Source organism: Chitinimonas lacunae, from assembly GCF_042650885.1.
In the GTDB taxonomy this organism is placed as follows: domain Bacteria; phylum Pseudomonadota; class Gammaproteobacteria; order Burkholderiales; family Chitinimonadaceae; genus Chitinimonas_A; species Chitinimonas_A lacunae.
The window spans coordinates 4,616,358-4,631,275 of the sequence record NZ_JBHSBU010000001.1 but is presented as its reverse complement, the minus strand read 5'-3'; the positions used below and the strand labels follow the sequence as shown (position 1 = coordinate 4,631,275).

The following is a 14,918-nucleotide window of genomic DNA, read 5'->3' as shown; positions in this document are numbered from 1 at the left end:
TGACTTTGTCGCTCACGCTACGGCCGTGCCAACCACGGATGCCTTATCGACCTCATGCCGGAATACTTTAGTCAAACTTGACAAAACACTGACATACAAAAATCATGCAAAGAGATTGCTATACATTTTGTCTTTTAAAAGCAAAAACAAAAAAGCCATACCCTTCTGGATATGGCTTCCCACTACGCAAACCGTCTGCTCAACTCCCAAGCAACAAGTACCAGATCAGGTGATAAGACAAAAAAATTCCAATTTATTGCTGAGCTTTGCCTGGTCTGAGCCGCTTAGTCGGGCAGCCAGGCCTTGAGCCAGCGGTCCAGGTTGTCCCCATCGAGCATCCAGTCTCGCCGTACCGCTTCGCGCAATTCATCGCCTTGCCGGGCCGCAGCGTCCAGATCGGCCAGATGGGCGCGGATCGCCTCCATCCAATCCTTGTATTTGTTCTTGACCAGCGTCACGGGCAGACCACAGCGATAGGGGGCGATATCGGTAGCGATCACCGGGTAGCCGTTGATCCCATACTCAAGCAGCCGCAGATTGCTCTTGCACAGATTAAAGGTATTGATCTCGAGCGGAGCCAGCGCGAGATCCAAGTCGAGGGCGGCAAGTTTTGCCGGATAGTCGCCGGTCGGGACACCTGCATGATATTCGGCCACGAACGGCTCGATCTCCTTGGGCATCATGCCAAAGAACACCCAATCGACTTCGGGGGCCAAGTCGCGCACCACTTCGACGATCAGCGCCAGGTCGCCGCTATGGCCGATACCGCCGGCCCAGCCCACGCGCGGACGCGGGCCGACTCGGCGGCGCGGGGTGGCTTGCCACCAGTCGGGATGCAGATAGTTGTGCACCACGCGCAGATTCGGATGGAAGCCTTCTAGCGCCTCGGCAAGCGGCTCGGTCGATACCACAAAGCGATCGACATAGCCCAGGGCCTTGCGCAGCGATTTGACCAGATCCTTGGGCATATGCTCGCGGTGCACGCTCTTGACCGGCAGATTGGGCAGGTAGTCGTCCAGCTCATACACCATAAAGGCGCCCGAATAGTCGCGATAGCGTGCCATCGCTTCGAGCTGGACCGGGGTGAGCTGGCGCTGCAACACGATGGCGTCGGCCTTGATCCTGGCAATCTCGGCCGGCAGCATGAACAGCTCGTAGCTCGGCTGCACCAGTGCGCGCCCGGTCTCCAGCAGCCGTTCGCCCGGCGCCAGAATGCGGTAGTGACCGCAACCGGTCTGGTCGGCCGGATGGACCAGAATGCTCGGCGCCGGCTGCCAATCGACAAAGCGCCGGGTCAGCACCGGGTTGGTCTCGATGGCGCAGTCGCGCTGGCGCAGGCTCAGATTCGGGTTGTAGGCCGGATCGCGTACCAGTTGCGGCAGCCACTTACGATAGAAGGCGCGCTGTTCGCCGGCAAAGCGCGCCTGCCGCGCCTCGTCGGGCCGGCCTTCCACCGCGTTGCGCTGGCTGGCCGAGCCTTCGTGCAGCAAGGTGGCGTAAGGAGTCCAGACGATCCGGTAGCCACGCTCGCGTACCTTGAGGCATAGATCGACGTCGTTGTACGACACCTTGAAGTCCGACTCGTCGAGCCCGCCGACCTCCTCGTAGATCGATTTACGGATCATCAGGCAAGCCGCCGTCACGGCTGAATACTCCTGGTCGACCTGTAGCCGTCCCATATAGCCCGGCTCGCGCAGCGAAGCGCCCAGGAAAGGATGTTCGGCCGGGCCGAGCATGCCCAGCACCACGCCGGCGTGCTGGACCCGGCCATCGGGGAACAGCAGCTTGGCACCGACGATGCCGACTTCGGGTCGCTGGGCATGGTTGAGCAGTGCTTCGATCCAGTCGTTCTGGACCACGGCGGTATCGTTGTTGAGCAAAAGCAGATAGTCGCCCTGGGCATGCCGGGCGGCCAGATTGTTCATGGCCGAAAAGTTGAACGGATGCGGGTAGCGCAGCACGCGCAGCCGCTCCTCCCCCATCGCCTCGATGCCATCGAGGAAAGCCCGCGCTTCGGGTGTCTCGCTGCCGTTATCGACCACCAGCACCTCGTAGCGGTTGTAGCTGGTGCGCTCGACGATGGTTTCGAGGCAGCGTTGCAGGAAGTTCAGCTGGTCGCGCGTCGGGATCACGATCGAGACCAAGGGCCGCGCATCGTGCAGATAACGCACGCGCTGGCTGCCGGGCAGCAAGCCATCCCCGACCTCCACCGCCACTCCCAGCCGGGCAAAATGTTGGACCAGGGCACGCCGGGCATGGGCGCGCGCCTCGCCAGGCGGTAGGGCCGGTTCGCCGATCGGGTCGGCGTGGTAGATCACCTCGGCCAAATGGCCGATCGGTGCCTCATGCGAGTGTTCGGCCAGTTTAAGGGCCAGATCGAAGGTTTCGACCCCGGACAGCACCGCATCAAAGCCGCCCAGTTCGCGCAGACGCCCGACCCGCACCAGCAGCGGCTGGCCGATATAGGCGCCGCTGCGCAGAAACTCCAGATTGAAATCGGGTTTGAATTGCGGACTGTCGTGCCGCTCGCCATCGAGCCTGTCCTCGTCGCCATAGATCGCCACCAGCTCAGGCCGGCACTGGCCCAGTTCGGCTGCCAGCAACAGGCCGTGGGCCGCCAGCGTATCGCCGGCATGGATCACCATCAGCCAGTCGGCCTCGATCTCGTTGAGCGCCCGATTGACCCCGCCATAGAGCGCGCCATCGGTTTCGATCCAGCATAGCCGCTCGCCCTGCCAACCCTGCGGAGCCGGCTCGCGGGCGACCACGGTCAGCCGCAGTTCGGGATAGTACTGGCGGGCCAGCGCCCCCACCGTGCGCGACAGTGCTTCACTGCGCCGCGTATCGGGATGCAGCACCACCACCTGGAATACCGGCAGACGCTCCCAGCTTTGCAGACGCTGTTCGAACAGTCGGCCGTCGCGCGGGCCGAAGCGGCGCGAGGCGCGGTAGATATCGTAGGCGCTGGGGGCGGCCAGCGCTTTGACGGGCGGTGTGGCCTTGCCTTGGAATTCGGCATCGAGGCTGGCCAAGCGGGCACGGCGGCCTTCCTGTACCGCCGCGGACTCGACCGGATAGCGGGCGTAGATATCGCGGAACAGCCGCGGGAAATTCTTGCGCTGGCGCTTGGACATCCGGTCGGCATCCTGCTCGGGCCGCAGATGGACCTCGACCGTTACCACCGGCAGATGCCGAATTTCGCCGACTTTCAGCACCCGCAGCAGGAATTCCCAATCTTCGAGTGCCGGCAGGGCCGGATCGAAACCGCCGATGCGCTCGATCAGTTCGCGCCGATGGCCCCAGGCGTTGACGGCGATAAAGTTCTCGACCTGCAAGCGCTCGCGGCTGTATTCGATCGCTGCGTAAGGCGTGGCCCGCTCGACCGCCACCCGCTGGCCGCCTTCGATCCGTTCGGCCACATATTCGGCGTCGGTATAGACCAGCACCACGTCATCGCGGTCGAGCGCCGCCTTGATGGTGGCCAGATGCTCGGGCCGCATCAGATCGTCGTCGTCGAGATAACAGATATAACGCCCCCGGACCAGGGCCAGCGCGGTATTGCGCGCCGCCGACAGGCCACGGTTGACCGCATGGCGCAGATAGAGTATCCGGCCGTCGTCAAGGAAGGGCGCCAGCGTGGCTTCGACCGGCGCGCCGGCGTCATTGACCACGATCAGCTCGAAATCGCCGCAGCTCTGCTCCAGCACGCTTCTCACTGCATCGCCCAGCAATTCGGCCCGGTTATAGGTGGTCAGCACCACCGAGAAACACGGTGCCGCAGTCCCCGCCCCGCCACCCCAACCGAGCCGCTGTGGCGTCAGCTCCAGTGCCAGCGCCGTCGACTCGACCGCAGCGGCCGCCGCGTCGCGCGGCCGTCCGCTCGGGTCGGGGAAGAAATCGCCGCCTTCACGATAAAAGCGCAGCAGATCGTTGAACAGCGGCCAGTCCAGCACGGGCTGGCTGAAGGCTTCGCGTCGGCAGACCAGGAAACGGCCTTCCACCCGCTCGACCAGCGGCACGTCGTAGACCTGCTTGTAATAGAGAAAATGAAAAAAACGTGCAGCAGCCGTGCGCCAACGCTGGTCAACATCGGAAGAAAGGAAAGCATCGAGCGCCAACTGAAAGTCAGCGAGCGGTCCCTCGTATTCATAGGCGAAGCGCCGGCCACGATAGAGGCCACCGCCGGCGAGCAGCACGCGGCAGCCCAACAGTGCGGCCTCCATCGCCACGGTCGAGGAATACACCAGCACCGCATGGGCCAGTGCCAGCAATTCATAGGAATTGCATTTATCGGATGGCCTGATCAGCCGCACATTGTCCGGCATATCGGCCAGCAGCCGCTCCAGCCCGCCCAGGAACTGGTAATCGTCGCCCATCAGGGCATGGCGGTGGTTGGGGTGACAGCGGATCACCAGCAGATATTCGGGATGATGGCGGAAATACGCGATCACCTCGGCCAGCCATTGCAGCTGGTCGTAATGCCAGCCCCAGCCCTTGGCCGAGGCAATCTCATCGGTGGACGAGGTGAACAGGGTAACGATGCGCCGGGTTTCGCCTGGCGTGACAAACGCCGCCAGGGAGCTGTCGTTGTGCTTGTTGTAGGCAAAATCGACCGAGCCGCCGATGCGGCGTTTCAGATGTTCAGCCACTTCGGCCGCTTCGGTCGGGGTGAGCGGCAATTCGGCCCAGCTGGTCCAGGCGCGGTTGAAGCCTTCGAGTGAGTGGCAGTTTTCGTCGGCCCGCAGCATCCGGGTTTCCTCGGAGCGGCCGAATTCATGCACGGCCACCGGGATGCCGCGCGCCTTGGCCATTTCGAGCAAGGTGCGCGGGGCGAAGGTGCGGCCGTTCATCATGAAAATGTAATCGGGACGTCTGGCTGCGAAGTATTTCTCGAACACAATGGCCGCCAGGGCCGCACCATAGAGGTATTGGCGGTAGGCCGCGGCATGGCGCGGGTCGTTCAGTTCGATGATCCAGCAGCGCAACTGGGTATTGACCGAGGAGCGCACCCACTCACCCAGCGGCAGCCCGCGAAAGCTCGCTTCGCCATAGTGATCGACCGGGAGCTGGGCCAGCCACTCCGTTACTTCGGCGCGGTCAGTGGCATCGAGCCAGGTACCCAGCCCTTCGAGCCGCAGGCCGTAGTCATCGCGGTAGCGCTGCGCCGTGCCAAAACAGGCGGAACAGGCCGATGCCTTGTCTTCGGGATTGATCAGTTGCCAATGGTGGTCGCATTGCTCGAACACCGCATCGCACACCAGCCATTGGACCTCGGCACCGGCAAGCTGCAACTGGCCGCACACGGCAAGCTCGATGGCGAAATGGTTGATCGAGATGCCATAAGGACGAAAGATCAGCACGCGCTTGCCAGTGATGGCCGGGGCGGTTGGCTCCATGGGAATCCCTCTGTTGGCCGCCGACCTCGGGGCAAGTCGGCGATTTTTGTACTTTAGAAAATTACCTGCAAAATAAGCGCAATACTTGGTGCTGTATTTTTCAAGAATTTATCTTTCTCTGCCAACCTCGCAGTATCACCTCCCTATTGCTCGATGATTTCCTGGAATTCATTGTAGGCCACACGCCGGGCCCCGGCCGGCGTATGGCCCGTCGGCTTACCAAGCGCTCAGGCCACCATCGACCATCAATACCTGGCCGGTGACATAGCTCGAGGCGTCTGATGCCAGATATAGCAGCGTGCCAACCATTTCGCCCGCCTGGGCCATCCGGCCAAGCGGCACCCGCTGGCCATAGCGGCGGCGGAATTCCTCGTTCTGGCCACTTTCCACCCCGCCCGGACACAGGCAGTTGACCCGGATGCCCGCGTCGGCCCAGTAGGCGGCCAGATAACGGGTCAGCCCGATCACGGCAGCCTTGGAGGCGGCATAGACGGCCGGACTGCTGATGGGGCGGCCCTGGTATTCCGAGCCCTCGTAGATGCGCTGGTCAGGCGCCAGTGCGCCGTAGACCGAGGCGGTCTGGATGATGCTGCCGCCCTTGCCCTGCGCCACCATGCGGCGGCCGACCGCCTGCGTCACCAGGAAGGTGCCATCGATATTGACCGCCATGATGCGGCGCCATTCGTCGAGGCTGTAGTCTTCGAAGCGGGCATAGAAGGCGTCGAGATTGCTCGATTTGCCGCCGGCGTTGTTGTGCAGGATATGAATATCGCCCAAGGCGCGCGTGGCACGTTCGACCAGCGAATCGACCGACTCGGGCACGGTGATGTCGCAGCCCAGGCCCAGCGCCGGCACGTTATGATCGCGCCGCAGTTCGGCAGCCAGACGCTCGCATTCGGACTCATCGAGATCGGTCACCACCACCGCTGCGCCCGCAGCTGCCAGGCCATGGCAGAAATGGCGGCCCAGGATGCCGACGGCACCGGTCACCAGGGCGGTGCGACCGTCGAGCCGGAATGGACCACTCGAACCGCAGTCCGATGATGAGGCTTGCAACATCATGCCGCGGCCCATCTCGGGACGCGAACCGGTAGGCAGGCCGCTGCCCGGTGGCACCGGGTCATCCGCCGGGGCCATAAGACGGTGTTGGATCGGGAATTTCATGGTGTTCTCCTCGTTCTGGGTTGCTTGCAGTCCATCATGATCCTGCGATCAAGCCGCGTCTGCCATCCTGCATTTGCCCGAACGGCATCCCATTTTTTCCCTTTTCTTATTGCTGAGGCAGACGCTATCCCCTTCTATCACCCAGCCCAGCAATAAAAAGGTTATTTATTCGACCTGTCTTGCGGCCGCCAGGCGCTCCCGTTCTTCCAGCAGCAAAGTGACGATACGCAGGTCAAGTTCGCTGTCGATGTCGAGCGAGCGCTCCTCGGGCATCACATAGAGCCGGGTGTCGGACCGGAACAGCCCCTGTTCGTCGAACAGCGCCGGCCAGCGCCAGACATAGACCGAGGCATTCATATCGAAGCAGGCCGGCGCGTCCTGGCGCCGCACCACGGGCTGTGCCAGGGTCTTGCTGAGCCGGGCCACGCCATCGACGCCGACTTCGACCAGATTGAAATACGGCGAGCGGCGCGCCGGCGCCCCGGTGATCACATTGGCGCAGCCGCTTTGCTCCAGCAGCGCAACCGCGCCCACGATATCGTCAGGCAGACGCAGCGGCGAGGTGACATCCAGATCGACCGTGACGCTGAAGGCCAGTCCGCTGCGCGCCGCCGCTTCGCTGGCGCAATGGCGGATTGCCGGCAGTTTGGCCGCGCTGTCGCTGGCCAGCTCGGCTGGCCGCTCGATCACCAGATCGGCGCCGCCCGTGCGGGCAGCCGCCAGGATTTCAGGTGAATCGCTTCCCACGGCAATCAGATCGAACAGCCCCGAGCGGCGGGCGGCCTCGATGCTGTGCAGCAGCAGCGGTCGTCCGGCCACTTCGCGCAGATTCTTGTTGGGAACGCCCTTGGAGCCGCCCCGGGCACAGATCGTACAAAGCCTAGCCATCGTTGTTCACCCAGCGCCGCTCGCGCGCGGCGGTTTCGGCGGCCTCGATCAGCCGCACCACGGATAGGCCCTGCTCCAGGCTGCACAGCTCGGCATGCTCGCCCGCCAGCAGCGCCCGGTGCTGGGCCAGATAGGTATCGTCGCGGCCGGTCATACACAGCTCGACCGTCCCGTTGCTCACCAGGCGGCCGGCGACAAAATCGAGCAGGAAACTGTAGCCATCGGCCAGCACGGCCAGTTCGCGCCGCACGTCGTGCTCGAGATAGTCGAGCCGCGCGCTCACTACCGGGCAGCGCTGCCCGGCAAGCAGCAGTTGGAACACATCGTCGCTGTCGATCTCCAGCGAACTGAAGCGCCCTCCCAACGCCGCCACCGCCTGCCAGTCGCCGCCCAGCCACAGCAGATAGTCAAGCTCATGCGACAGATCGCGCAGCACGCCGCCGCCACGGGCCCGGCTGGCCGAATTGCCTTGGCGGTAGTCCGAACCGGGGCGCCAGTTGGGCAGATACTGGCCGACCGTGGCAGTGAGCGAAATCAAGCGCAGGCCGTCGAGCCGCTGCCGCAGGGAGCGCAGCAGCGGATGAAAACGCAGGTTATAGCCGACGAAACCGCGCAACCCGGTCGGCAAAGGCGCCACCTGGGCAAACAGCGGCTTCTCCACCAGCACCAGCCCGGCAAAACCGGCCAGCGAATTCAGGGTCGAGGCATGGTCGGCCGTGTCGTTGGCCACCACCACATAGTCGGGCTGCCAGTCGTCGAGCGCGGCGGACAGCTCGCGGTAGCGTCCTGGCCCGACTTCGGCCCGCCCGCTCACCGTGGCCACCGCAAGCCCCAGTTCGCCCAGCAGCCGGGCATGACGCTGGCCAATCGAGCCCTGGCCGATCACCAGCGCTTTCACCAGCGTTCTCCGTATTCGGCATTGGCCCGCTGGAAGTCTTCGAGCCGGCCGATATCGAGCCAGTATTCATGGATCGGAAAAGCTGCCGTATCGCGGCCTTCGGCAATCAGTCGCTCAAACAGGGTCGGCATATCGAAAAAGCGGCGCGGCGGGATCAGGTCGAGACATTCGGGCGCCAGCACATAAATGCCCGAATTGATAAAGAAGCGGTGCATCGGCTTTTCATCGATCGCCACGATGCGCGAGCCGTCGAGCCGGATCACGCCATAGGGCACCTGAAAGTCGTATTCACGCACGCACATGGTGGCCAGCGCCTGCTGGGCACCATGGAAATCGAGCATCTGGCGGAAATTGACCTTGGTGAGCAGGTCGCCATTCATCACCACCAAGGGACAGACCGGCCTGCCCGGCAACAGCGACAGGGGGCCAGCCGTGCCCAGCCGTTCGTTTTCGTGCAGATAGTTGATCTCGACGCCCCATCTGGCGCCGTCGCCGAAATGGGCGATCAGCATCTCGGCCTTGTAGTTGACCGAGATAAAGAATTTGCGAAAGCCCTGTTCGGCGAAGTCGCACAGAATGGTTTCGAGAATCGGCCGGTCGCCCACCTTGAGCAGCGGCTTTGGCACGGTATCGGTCAGCGGCCGCAGCCGGCTGCCGAGCCCGCCGGCCATCAGCACCACCCAGTTATCGATCAGACGCGGCCCGAGCTCAGCCATGCTGCGCAGGCCCGCCACTCGGCCATCCTGGTCAAGCAGCGGGATATGCAGAAGCCGCCGCGCCCGCATCAGGGTCCGCAGCTCGATTTCCGGCGCGTTCACCGAAGCCGTGGTCGGCTGGCCGAACATCACCTTCTCCACCGGCTCGCTCACCCCGACGCCGCGCAGCAGGCCACGGCGGATATCGCCATCAGTGACCGTACCGAGCAGATGGCCATCATGATCGACCACCAGCGCGATCTTGCTGCTGCGCGATTCGAGCGCGCCCATCACGGTCAGGATGTCGGTGGCGGGACCGACCAGATTGTCGCGCCAGTCATCGCGGTTCATACGGCTGCTCCCGGGCGGAGTGGGCGCACCACCGTGCCGGCGCCGACCACGCTGCCCGGCGCCACGACAGCGCCCTGGAACAGCACGGCCTGGCTACCGACAAAGCTGGCGGTCCCGACTTCGGCGCCGCCGTTGACCACGGCGGCAGTGGCGATATGACAATGGTCGCCGATGCGGGCATCGTGTTCGACCAGGGCACGGGTATTGATAATGGTGTTGGCGCCGATTTCGGCGCAGGCATTGACCACGGCGTGATGCATCACGATGGTGCCGACGCCCAGGCGGGCGTGGCGGGAGACGTACGCCAGCGGCGACACGACGGTAACGAGCCGTCCGCGCGCCGCGACGATGCGCTGATACAGCGACTGGCGCACGCTGGCAGTGCGGATCTGTCCCAGCGCGATCAGAAAGGCACAGCCCTTGGCCGCCAGCTCCTCGATCCGCTCGTCGTCGCCCAGCACCGGATAGCCCAGCACCTCGGTGCCGACCGCCAACTCGCGGTCGAGCACCCCGGCGATATGCCAATGACCGGCCAGCTCGACCACGTCGATACAGGCGTGACAATGGCCACCGCCGCCCACCAGCACCAGATCGGCCTTTGCGCTCATCGGGACTGCTCCATCGGGCTGCTTCTCCCTTCACCCACCGTAAGTGGGAAAGATCGGTTTCTATTTCTTATAGAAGCATTTCGCAGTCTTGATGTGGTTTTTCCTGAAATTTTCCATGGAACGCCGCTGCCCGCCCCGTCCAGCCCAACTCAGCCAGCACCACCCCATCACAGCCGCGACAGCAGAAATTCTTCTTCCCTCTGTCGCCCAAAACTCCGGACCCGACCCAGCGTCCATTTCCCTCCACACCCTTTATCCCAAGCAGAAGTCAGAACCGCAGCAGCAATCCCTTAGGCGGCTTACTGGCTGGTACGCTCCATGGATGGTGGGATTGAACGCCATGGTTAAGGAGAAAATCTGGTGCCAAGTTCGTCTGTCCGGGATGGTTGGGTCATGGCCGAGGACGGCAGGGAGAGGCTAAAGAGGCGGTTGCACATTTATGACTATTTTTATTTATTTCAGCCATTAGTCTTGCAGAGACCTTTCCTGAAATTTTCCATTTAACCTCAAGGGTCGATCACCTCGTCCTCGCCGTAGTCACGCGCCGCGCCAGACCCCAGCACATCCCAGTAATCGAGCGGCGAGCGGCCGTGGCCTGGGCGTTTGGTGGTGAGGTTGGCCGGCGTGAACAGCTCGCCCGCCGTGATGGCTTGCGCAGCGACCAGGCTTTTGCGGGCAACGGCACGGTTGGGCCATTCGGCCGGACCTGGGCATTTGCGCCCCGCCCCCAGCGCCGCTTCGACTTCGCGCACCGCCTGCACCATCGCCGCGAACTGGGCAGGTTCGAGCGAGGCGCGATGGTCGGGGCCGGGCAAGGTGCGGTCGAGTGTCAGGTGTTTTTCCAGCACCACGGCGCCCAGGGCCACCGCCGCCGGCGCCACCGCAGTGCCTTCACTATGGTCGGAGTAGCCGACCGGCAGCCCGAATGCTGCCGTGAGCGTAGCCATGGCACGCAATTCGAGTTGATCGAACGGGGCGGGATATTCGGTCGTGCAATGGAGCAGTGTCACCCGTTCGCGCAGCAATGGCTGAGCGGCCGGGTCGGCATAGGCCCGGGCAAAGGCAGCGCGTCCAGGCTGAGCGCCCAGATAGGCACAGGCGATCACCCCGAGCGCCGCTTCGATTTCGCCCAGCGTGGCCATCCCGGTCGAGAGGATCAGTGGCACCCCGGCCGTCGCGACGCGCCACAGCAGCGGTCCGTTGTCGAGGTCGCCCGAACCGATCTTGAGCCGTGGCAGCGCCAGCTCGGTCAACAGCAGCTCGGCGCTGGCGAGGTCAAACGGGGTGGAGAGGAAATCGATACCGCGCAGGGCAGCGTGTTTCTGTAGCCGCAGATGGGTCGGCGCATCGAGTTCGAGCCGGCGCAGCATGGCAAGCTGGCCGTCATCGGCGCCGGTGGTCTCGACCTGATAGCGGGCCTTGGCGGCATGGCGGCTGCTCAATGCCTCGGACCGGAAGGTCTGGAACTTGACCGCATCGGCGCCGGCGCTGGCGGCGGCGTCGATCAGCGCCAGCGCCAGTTCCGGGTCGCCGTTATGGTTGACGCCGGCTTCGGCGATCAGATAGCAGCGCTCAGAGGTCGTGGAAATGCTTGATGGCATGGCGCGGCAACTCCCGGTTTTTCAGGATGTCCTTGATCCGCGGGGCGGTCTGGCCGTCGCCGAAGGGTGACTGGGCCAGGGCGGCCCGGGCACGCCATTCGGGCGTCAGCGCCGTGGTGATCGCCGCGACGATGGCATCGCAGCGGTCAGGGCAGTCGATGATCGACTCGGCGCGCATCCGGCCGGCCTGCCGCACCCCGATATTGACGGCCGGTTTCCCGGCAGTCGGTGCCTCGATCAGCCCGGACGAGGAATTGCCGACCACCGCCGCGCACAGCTTCATCGCCGACAGATAGCGCAACTGGCCCAGCGACGGCGTGACATAGACCCGATCGGCGTGGCCGGCCGCGTAACGGTCGACCAGTTCGATCAAGGCCCGGCCGCCTGCGTCGGCATTGGGCTTGGTCAGCACCACCTTGAGCTGGGGAAAGCACTCCAGCGCTTCGAGCAGGGCCAGCATGCCCGCGCACGGCGCTTCGTCGCCCAGGGTGGCCGGATGGTAGGTGACCAGCAGAAAATCACCACTCAGATCGAAACCCAGCTCAAGCGACAGCTCCGTGCGATCAAGCAGCGGCAGCCGGTTCAGATTGTCGAGACCGAGCGCACCGACATTGAACACCGTATCGGGTGACTCACCCAGTTGAATGACCCGGCGCCGATACACCTCGGTCGAGACGAAATGCAGCCGCGACAGCTTGCTGATGGCGTGGCGGATACCGTCATCGAGCGCACCTTCGGTGATTTCGCCGCCCGAGATATGGGCGACCGGCAGATCGGACAGATAAGCGGCCTGCACCGCTGCAAAGATCTCGAAGCGATCGCCCAGCACCACCACCACATCGGGTTGCAGCTGGGCATAGGCATCGGCAAAACCGATCACGCCAAGACCGACGCTTTTGGCCATGCCGACACAGGAATCGCTCGACAGCAGCATCTCGACCTTGCGATCGATCACAAAACCATCGGCTTCGATCGCCCGATAGGTCATCCCGAATTCGGGCGACAGATGCATACCGGTAACGATCAGTTGCAGTTGCAGCGCCGGGTCGGCGGCAATCTCGCGCAGCAGCCAATACAGAATGCCATATTCGGCCCGGCTGCCCGTGACCACGCACACGCTACGTTGTGCCATAAGGCACTCCCTGGCCGAGCCAGGCGCTCGACGGCAGATTGACCAGACACGCTGCCACCGCCTCGGTCACGGGCAGCGCCATGCGCGGAAACTCAGCATACATCGGCAGCCAATGCATGGGGGTCCAGAGTGGCCGGGTCATCAGGCCGGCGGCATTGCTGCGCTCGAGCAGCTCGTCGCGGCAGCCGGCCAGTTCACCTTCGAGCAGCACGGCATTGAGCCAGTAATTGCTGCGGCAACCCGGCGGCTCGGTCAGGAAACGCACGCCAGACAGTGGCGCCAGCGCCTCACGGTAGCGCTCGGCCAGGGCGCGCTTGTCATCGAGCAGCTGATTGAGCCGTTCGAGCTGGGCGCAGCCCAGGGCCGCGTTGAGATTGGGCAGACGGTAGTTGTAGCCGACCTCGTCGTGCACAAAGGCCCAACGATGGCCGACCCGGGCAGTGGTGGTCAGGTGCTTGGCGCGGCGGGCCAGCTCCACATCCATGGTCAGGATGGCCCCGCCGCCGCCGGTGGTGATGGTCTTGTTGCCGTTGAAGCTCAGCGCGGAGACTCGACCGATGGCGCCGCAATGGCGGCCATCGCGGCGCGAGCCGAGTGCCTCGGCCGCGTCTTCGACCAGTTGGAGCTTCCAGCGCCAGGCCAGCTCGGCCAGCGCTTCGATATCGCAACAGTGGCCGAACACATGCATAGGCAGCAAGGCCCGGATACGCCGGCCGCTGCTGCGGTTATAGCAGGCACTGCCGCGCAGTTCGGCATGCTCGCGCAGATACTGCTCGAGCGCCTGCGGGTCGATGCCAAGCGTGGTCCGTTCGCAATCGACAAAGTGCGGAATCGCCCCGCAGTAACGCACCGCATTGGCAGTCGCCACAAAGGTCAGCGCAGGCAGCAGCACCTCATCGGCAGGCTCGACTCCGACCAGCAGCAGACAGATATGCAGTGCCGCCGTGCCATTGACCACTGCGATGGCGTGGCCGATGCCGGTGAAATCGGCCAGCTCGCCTTCGAAGCGGTCCACATAGGGGCCGACCGAAGACACCCAGCCGCTGTCGAGACAATCGAGCAGATAGTCGCGCTCCCGGCCGATAAACGCCGGCTCATGGAGCGCCAGCGGCCGGGTGGACGGCAGGACCCGATCGAGGGCGGCAAGCAGGGGAGCGAGGCGGTCCATAGTGGTCACAGGTTGTAGCGATCGACCTTGTAGCGGGCCAGATTGGCGGGATCGCGGAACCAGGCGGCCGTCAGAGCCAGGCCACGGCGCAGACCGTCGACGCCGGCGTAGTCGGGCTGCCAGCCGGTCAGTTCGTGTGCACGCCGGTTGTCGGCCCACAGCCGCTCCACTTCGCTCGCGGCCGGCCGCAGACGTGCCTCGTCGCAGACCAGTTCGATCTCCACCCCCATTACCTCGGCAATCAGTTGGGCGGTGTCGCCCACGCTAATCTCGAAGTTGCTGCCGATATTGATCACCTGGCCCAGCGCCGCATCGCAACGCGCCACGGCCTCGAAGCCGCGTACCGTGTCGAGGACATAGTTGAGGTCGCGGGTCGGGCTCACCGCCCCGAGCCGCACCTCGCGCGCACCGGCGGCAATCTGGCCGATCACGGTGGGAATAAAGGCCCGCGCCGACTGACGTGGGCCGTAGGTATTGAACGGTCGGATCACGGCGACCGGCAGATCGAAGCTGCGATAGTAGGACAGGGCCAACTGATCGGCGCCGATCTTGCTCGCAGCGTAGGGCGACTGGGCCTGTAGCGGATGGTCCTCATCGATCGGCACGCGCTGGGCGCTGCCGTATACCTCGCTGGTAGAGGTGTGCACCACCCGGACCCCCAGTTCACGCGCCGCTTCGAGCACATTGAGGGTACCCAGCACATTGGTATCGATATAGCTCGCAGGCGCCAGATAGGAATAGGGAATGGCGATCAGGGCCGCCAGATGGAACACGGTATCGCAGCCGCGCAGTGCCTCACGCACCGAACGGGAATCGCGCACATCGCCCGCCACCACCTCGATCGCGTCGCGCAGCGCAGGCGGTAGGGCGTCGAGCCAGCCCCAGCTGTTGAAGGCGTTGTAGAGCACCATGGCGCGTACCGAATAGCCGCGCCCGAGCAGATATTCCACCAGATGGGAGCCGATAAAGCCGTCGGCGCCGGTCACAAGTACCTTGTTCACCTACCGCCCTCCCCTG

Annotated in this window: 10 protein-coding genes; all 10 read right to left on the bottom strand. The window is 64.1% G+C overall.

Going from position 1 to position 14,918, the window contains the following annotated elements; genetic code table 11:
- Positions 1-284: 284 nt before the first annotated feature.
- The 10 genes from ACFOW7_RS19875 to ACFOW7_RS19830 all read right to left on the bottom strand — a co-directional run bounded on the left by ACFOW7_RS19875 (position 285) and on the right by ACFOW7_RS19830 (position 14,902).
- On the bottom strand, positions 285-5,396 hold the full coding sequence (locus ACFOW7_RS19875) for a glycosyltransferase (protein WP_378167720.1): 5,112 nt from the start codon (positions 5,394-5,396) through the stop codon (positions 285-287).
- 216 nt (positions 5,397-5,612) lie between these two features.
- Positions 5,613-6,560: an SDR family oxidoreductase gene (locus ACFOW7_RS19870; protein WP_378167718.1), complete on the bottom strand. Its 948-nt coding sequence runs from the start codon at positions 6,558-6,560 to the stop codon at positions 5,613-5,615.
- A gap of 165 nt (positions 6,561-6,725) precedes the next feature.
- Complete coding sequence (locus ACFOW7_RS19865; RefSeq protein WP_378167716.1) at positions 6,726-7,448, bottom strand: acylneuraminate cytidylyltransferase family protein; 723 nt, start codon at positions 7,446-7,448, stop codon at positions 6,726-6,728.
- Complete coding sequence (locus ACFOW7_RS19860) at positions 7,441-8,346, bottom strand: Gfo/Idh/MocA family protein (protein ID WP_378167714.1); 906 nt, start codon at positions 8,344-8,346, stop codon at positions 7,441-7,443. Before ACFOW7_RS19860 ends, ACFOW7_RS19865 begins: the two co-directional genes overlap by 8 nt.
- Positions 8,343-9,392, bottom strand: coding sequence for a nucleotidyltransferase family protein (locus ACFOW7_RS19855; RefSeq protein ID WP_378167712.1), 1,050 nt, complete (start codon positions 9,390-9,392; stop codon positions 8,343-8,345). The genes ACFOW7_RS19860 and ACFOW7_RS19855 overlap by 4 nt, the downstream gene beginning before the upstream one ends.
- Positions 9,389-10,000, bottom strand: a complete 612-nt coding sequence (locus tag ACFOW7_RS19850) for a NeuD/PglB/VioB family sugar acetyltransferase (RefSeq protein WP_378167709.1) — start codon at positions 9,998-10,000, stop codon at positions 9,389-9,391. The genes ACFOW7_RS19855 and ACFOW7_RS19850 overlap by 4 nt, the downstream gene beginning before the upstream one ends.
- Before the next feature lie 506 nt (positions 10,001-10,506).
- A complete protein-coding gene (neuB, locus tag ACFOW7_RS19845; RefSeq protein WP_378167707.1) occupies positions 10,507-11,601 on the bottom strand; it encodes an N-acetylneuraminate synthase in 1,095 nt (364 codons plus the stop codon).
- On the bottom strand, positions 11,573-12,733 hold the full coding sequence (gene neuC, locus ACFOW7_RS19840; RefSeq protein ID WP_378167705.1) for a UDP-N-acetylglucosamine 2-epimerase: 1,161 nt from the start codon (positions 12,731-12,733) through the stop codon (positions 11,573-11,575). Before neuC ends, neuB begins: the two co-directional genes overlap by 29 nt.
- Positions 12,720-13,901, bottom strand: a complete 1,182-nt coding sequence (locus tag ACFOW7_RS19835) for a LegC family aminotransferase (RefSeq protein ID WP_378167702.1) — start codon at positions 13,899-13,901, stop codon at positions 12,720-12,722. The genes neuC and ACFOW7_RS19835 overlap by 14 nt, the downstream gene beginning before the upstream one ends.
- A gap of 5 nt (positions 13,902-13,906) precedes the next feature.
- Positions 13,907-14,902, bottom strand: coding sequence for an NAD-dependent 4,6-dehydratase LegB (locus ACFOW7_RS19830; RefSeq protein ID WP_378167699.1), 996 nt, complete (start codon positions 14,900-14,902; stop codon positions 13,907-13,909).
- Positions 14,903-14,918 lie beyond the last annotated feature (16 nt).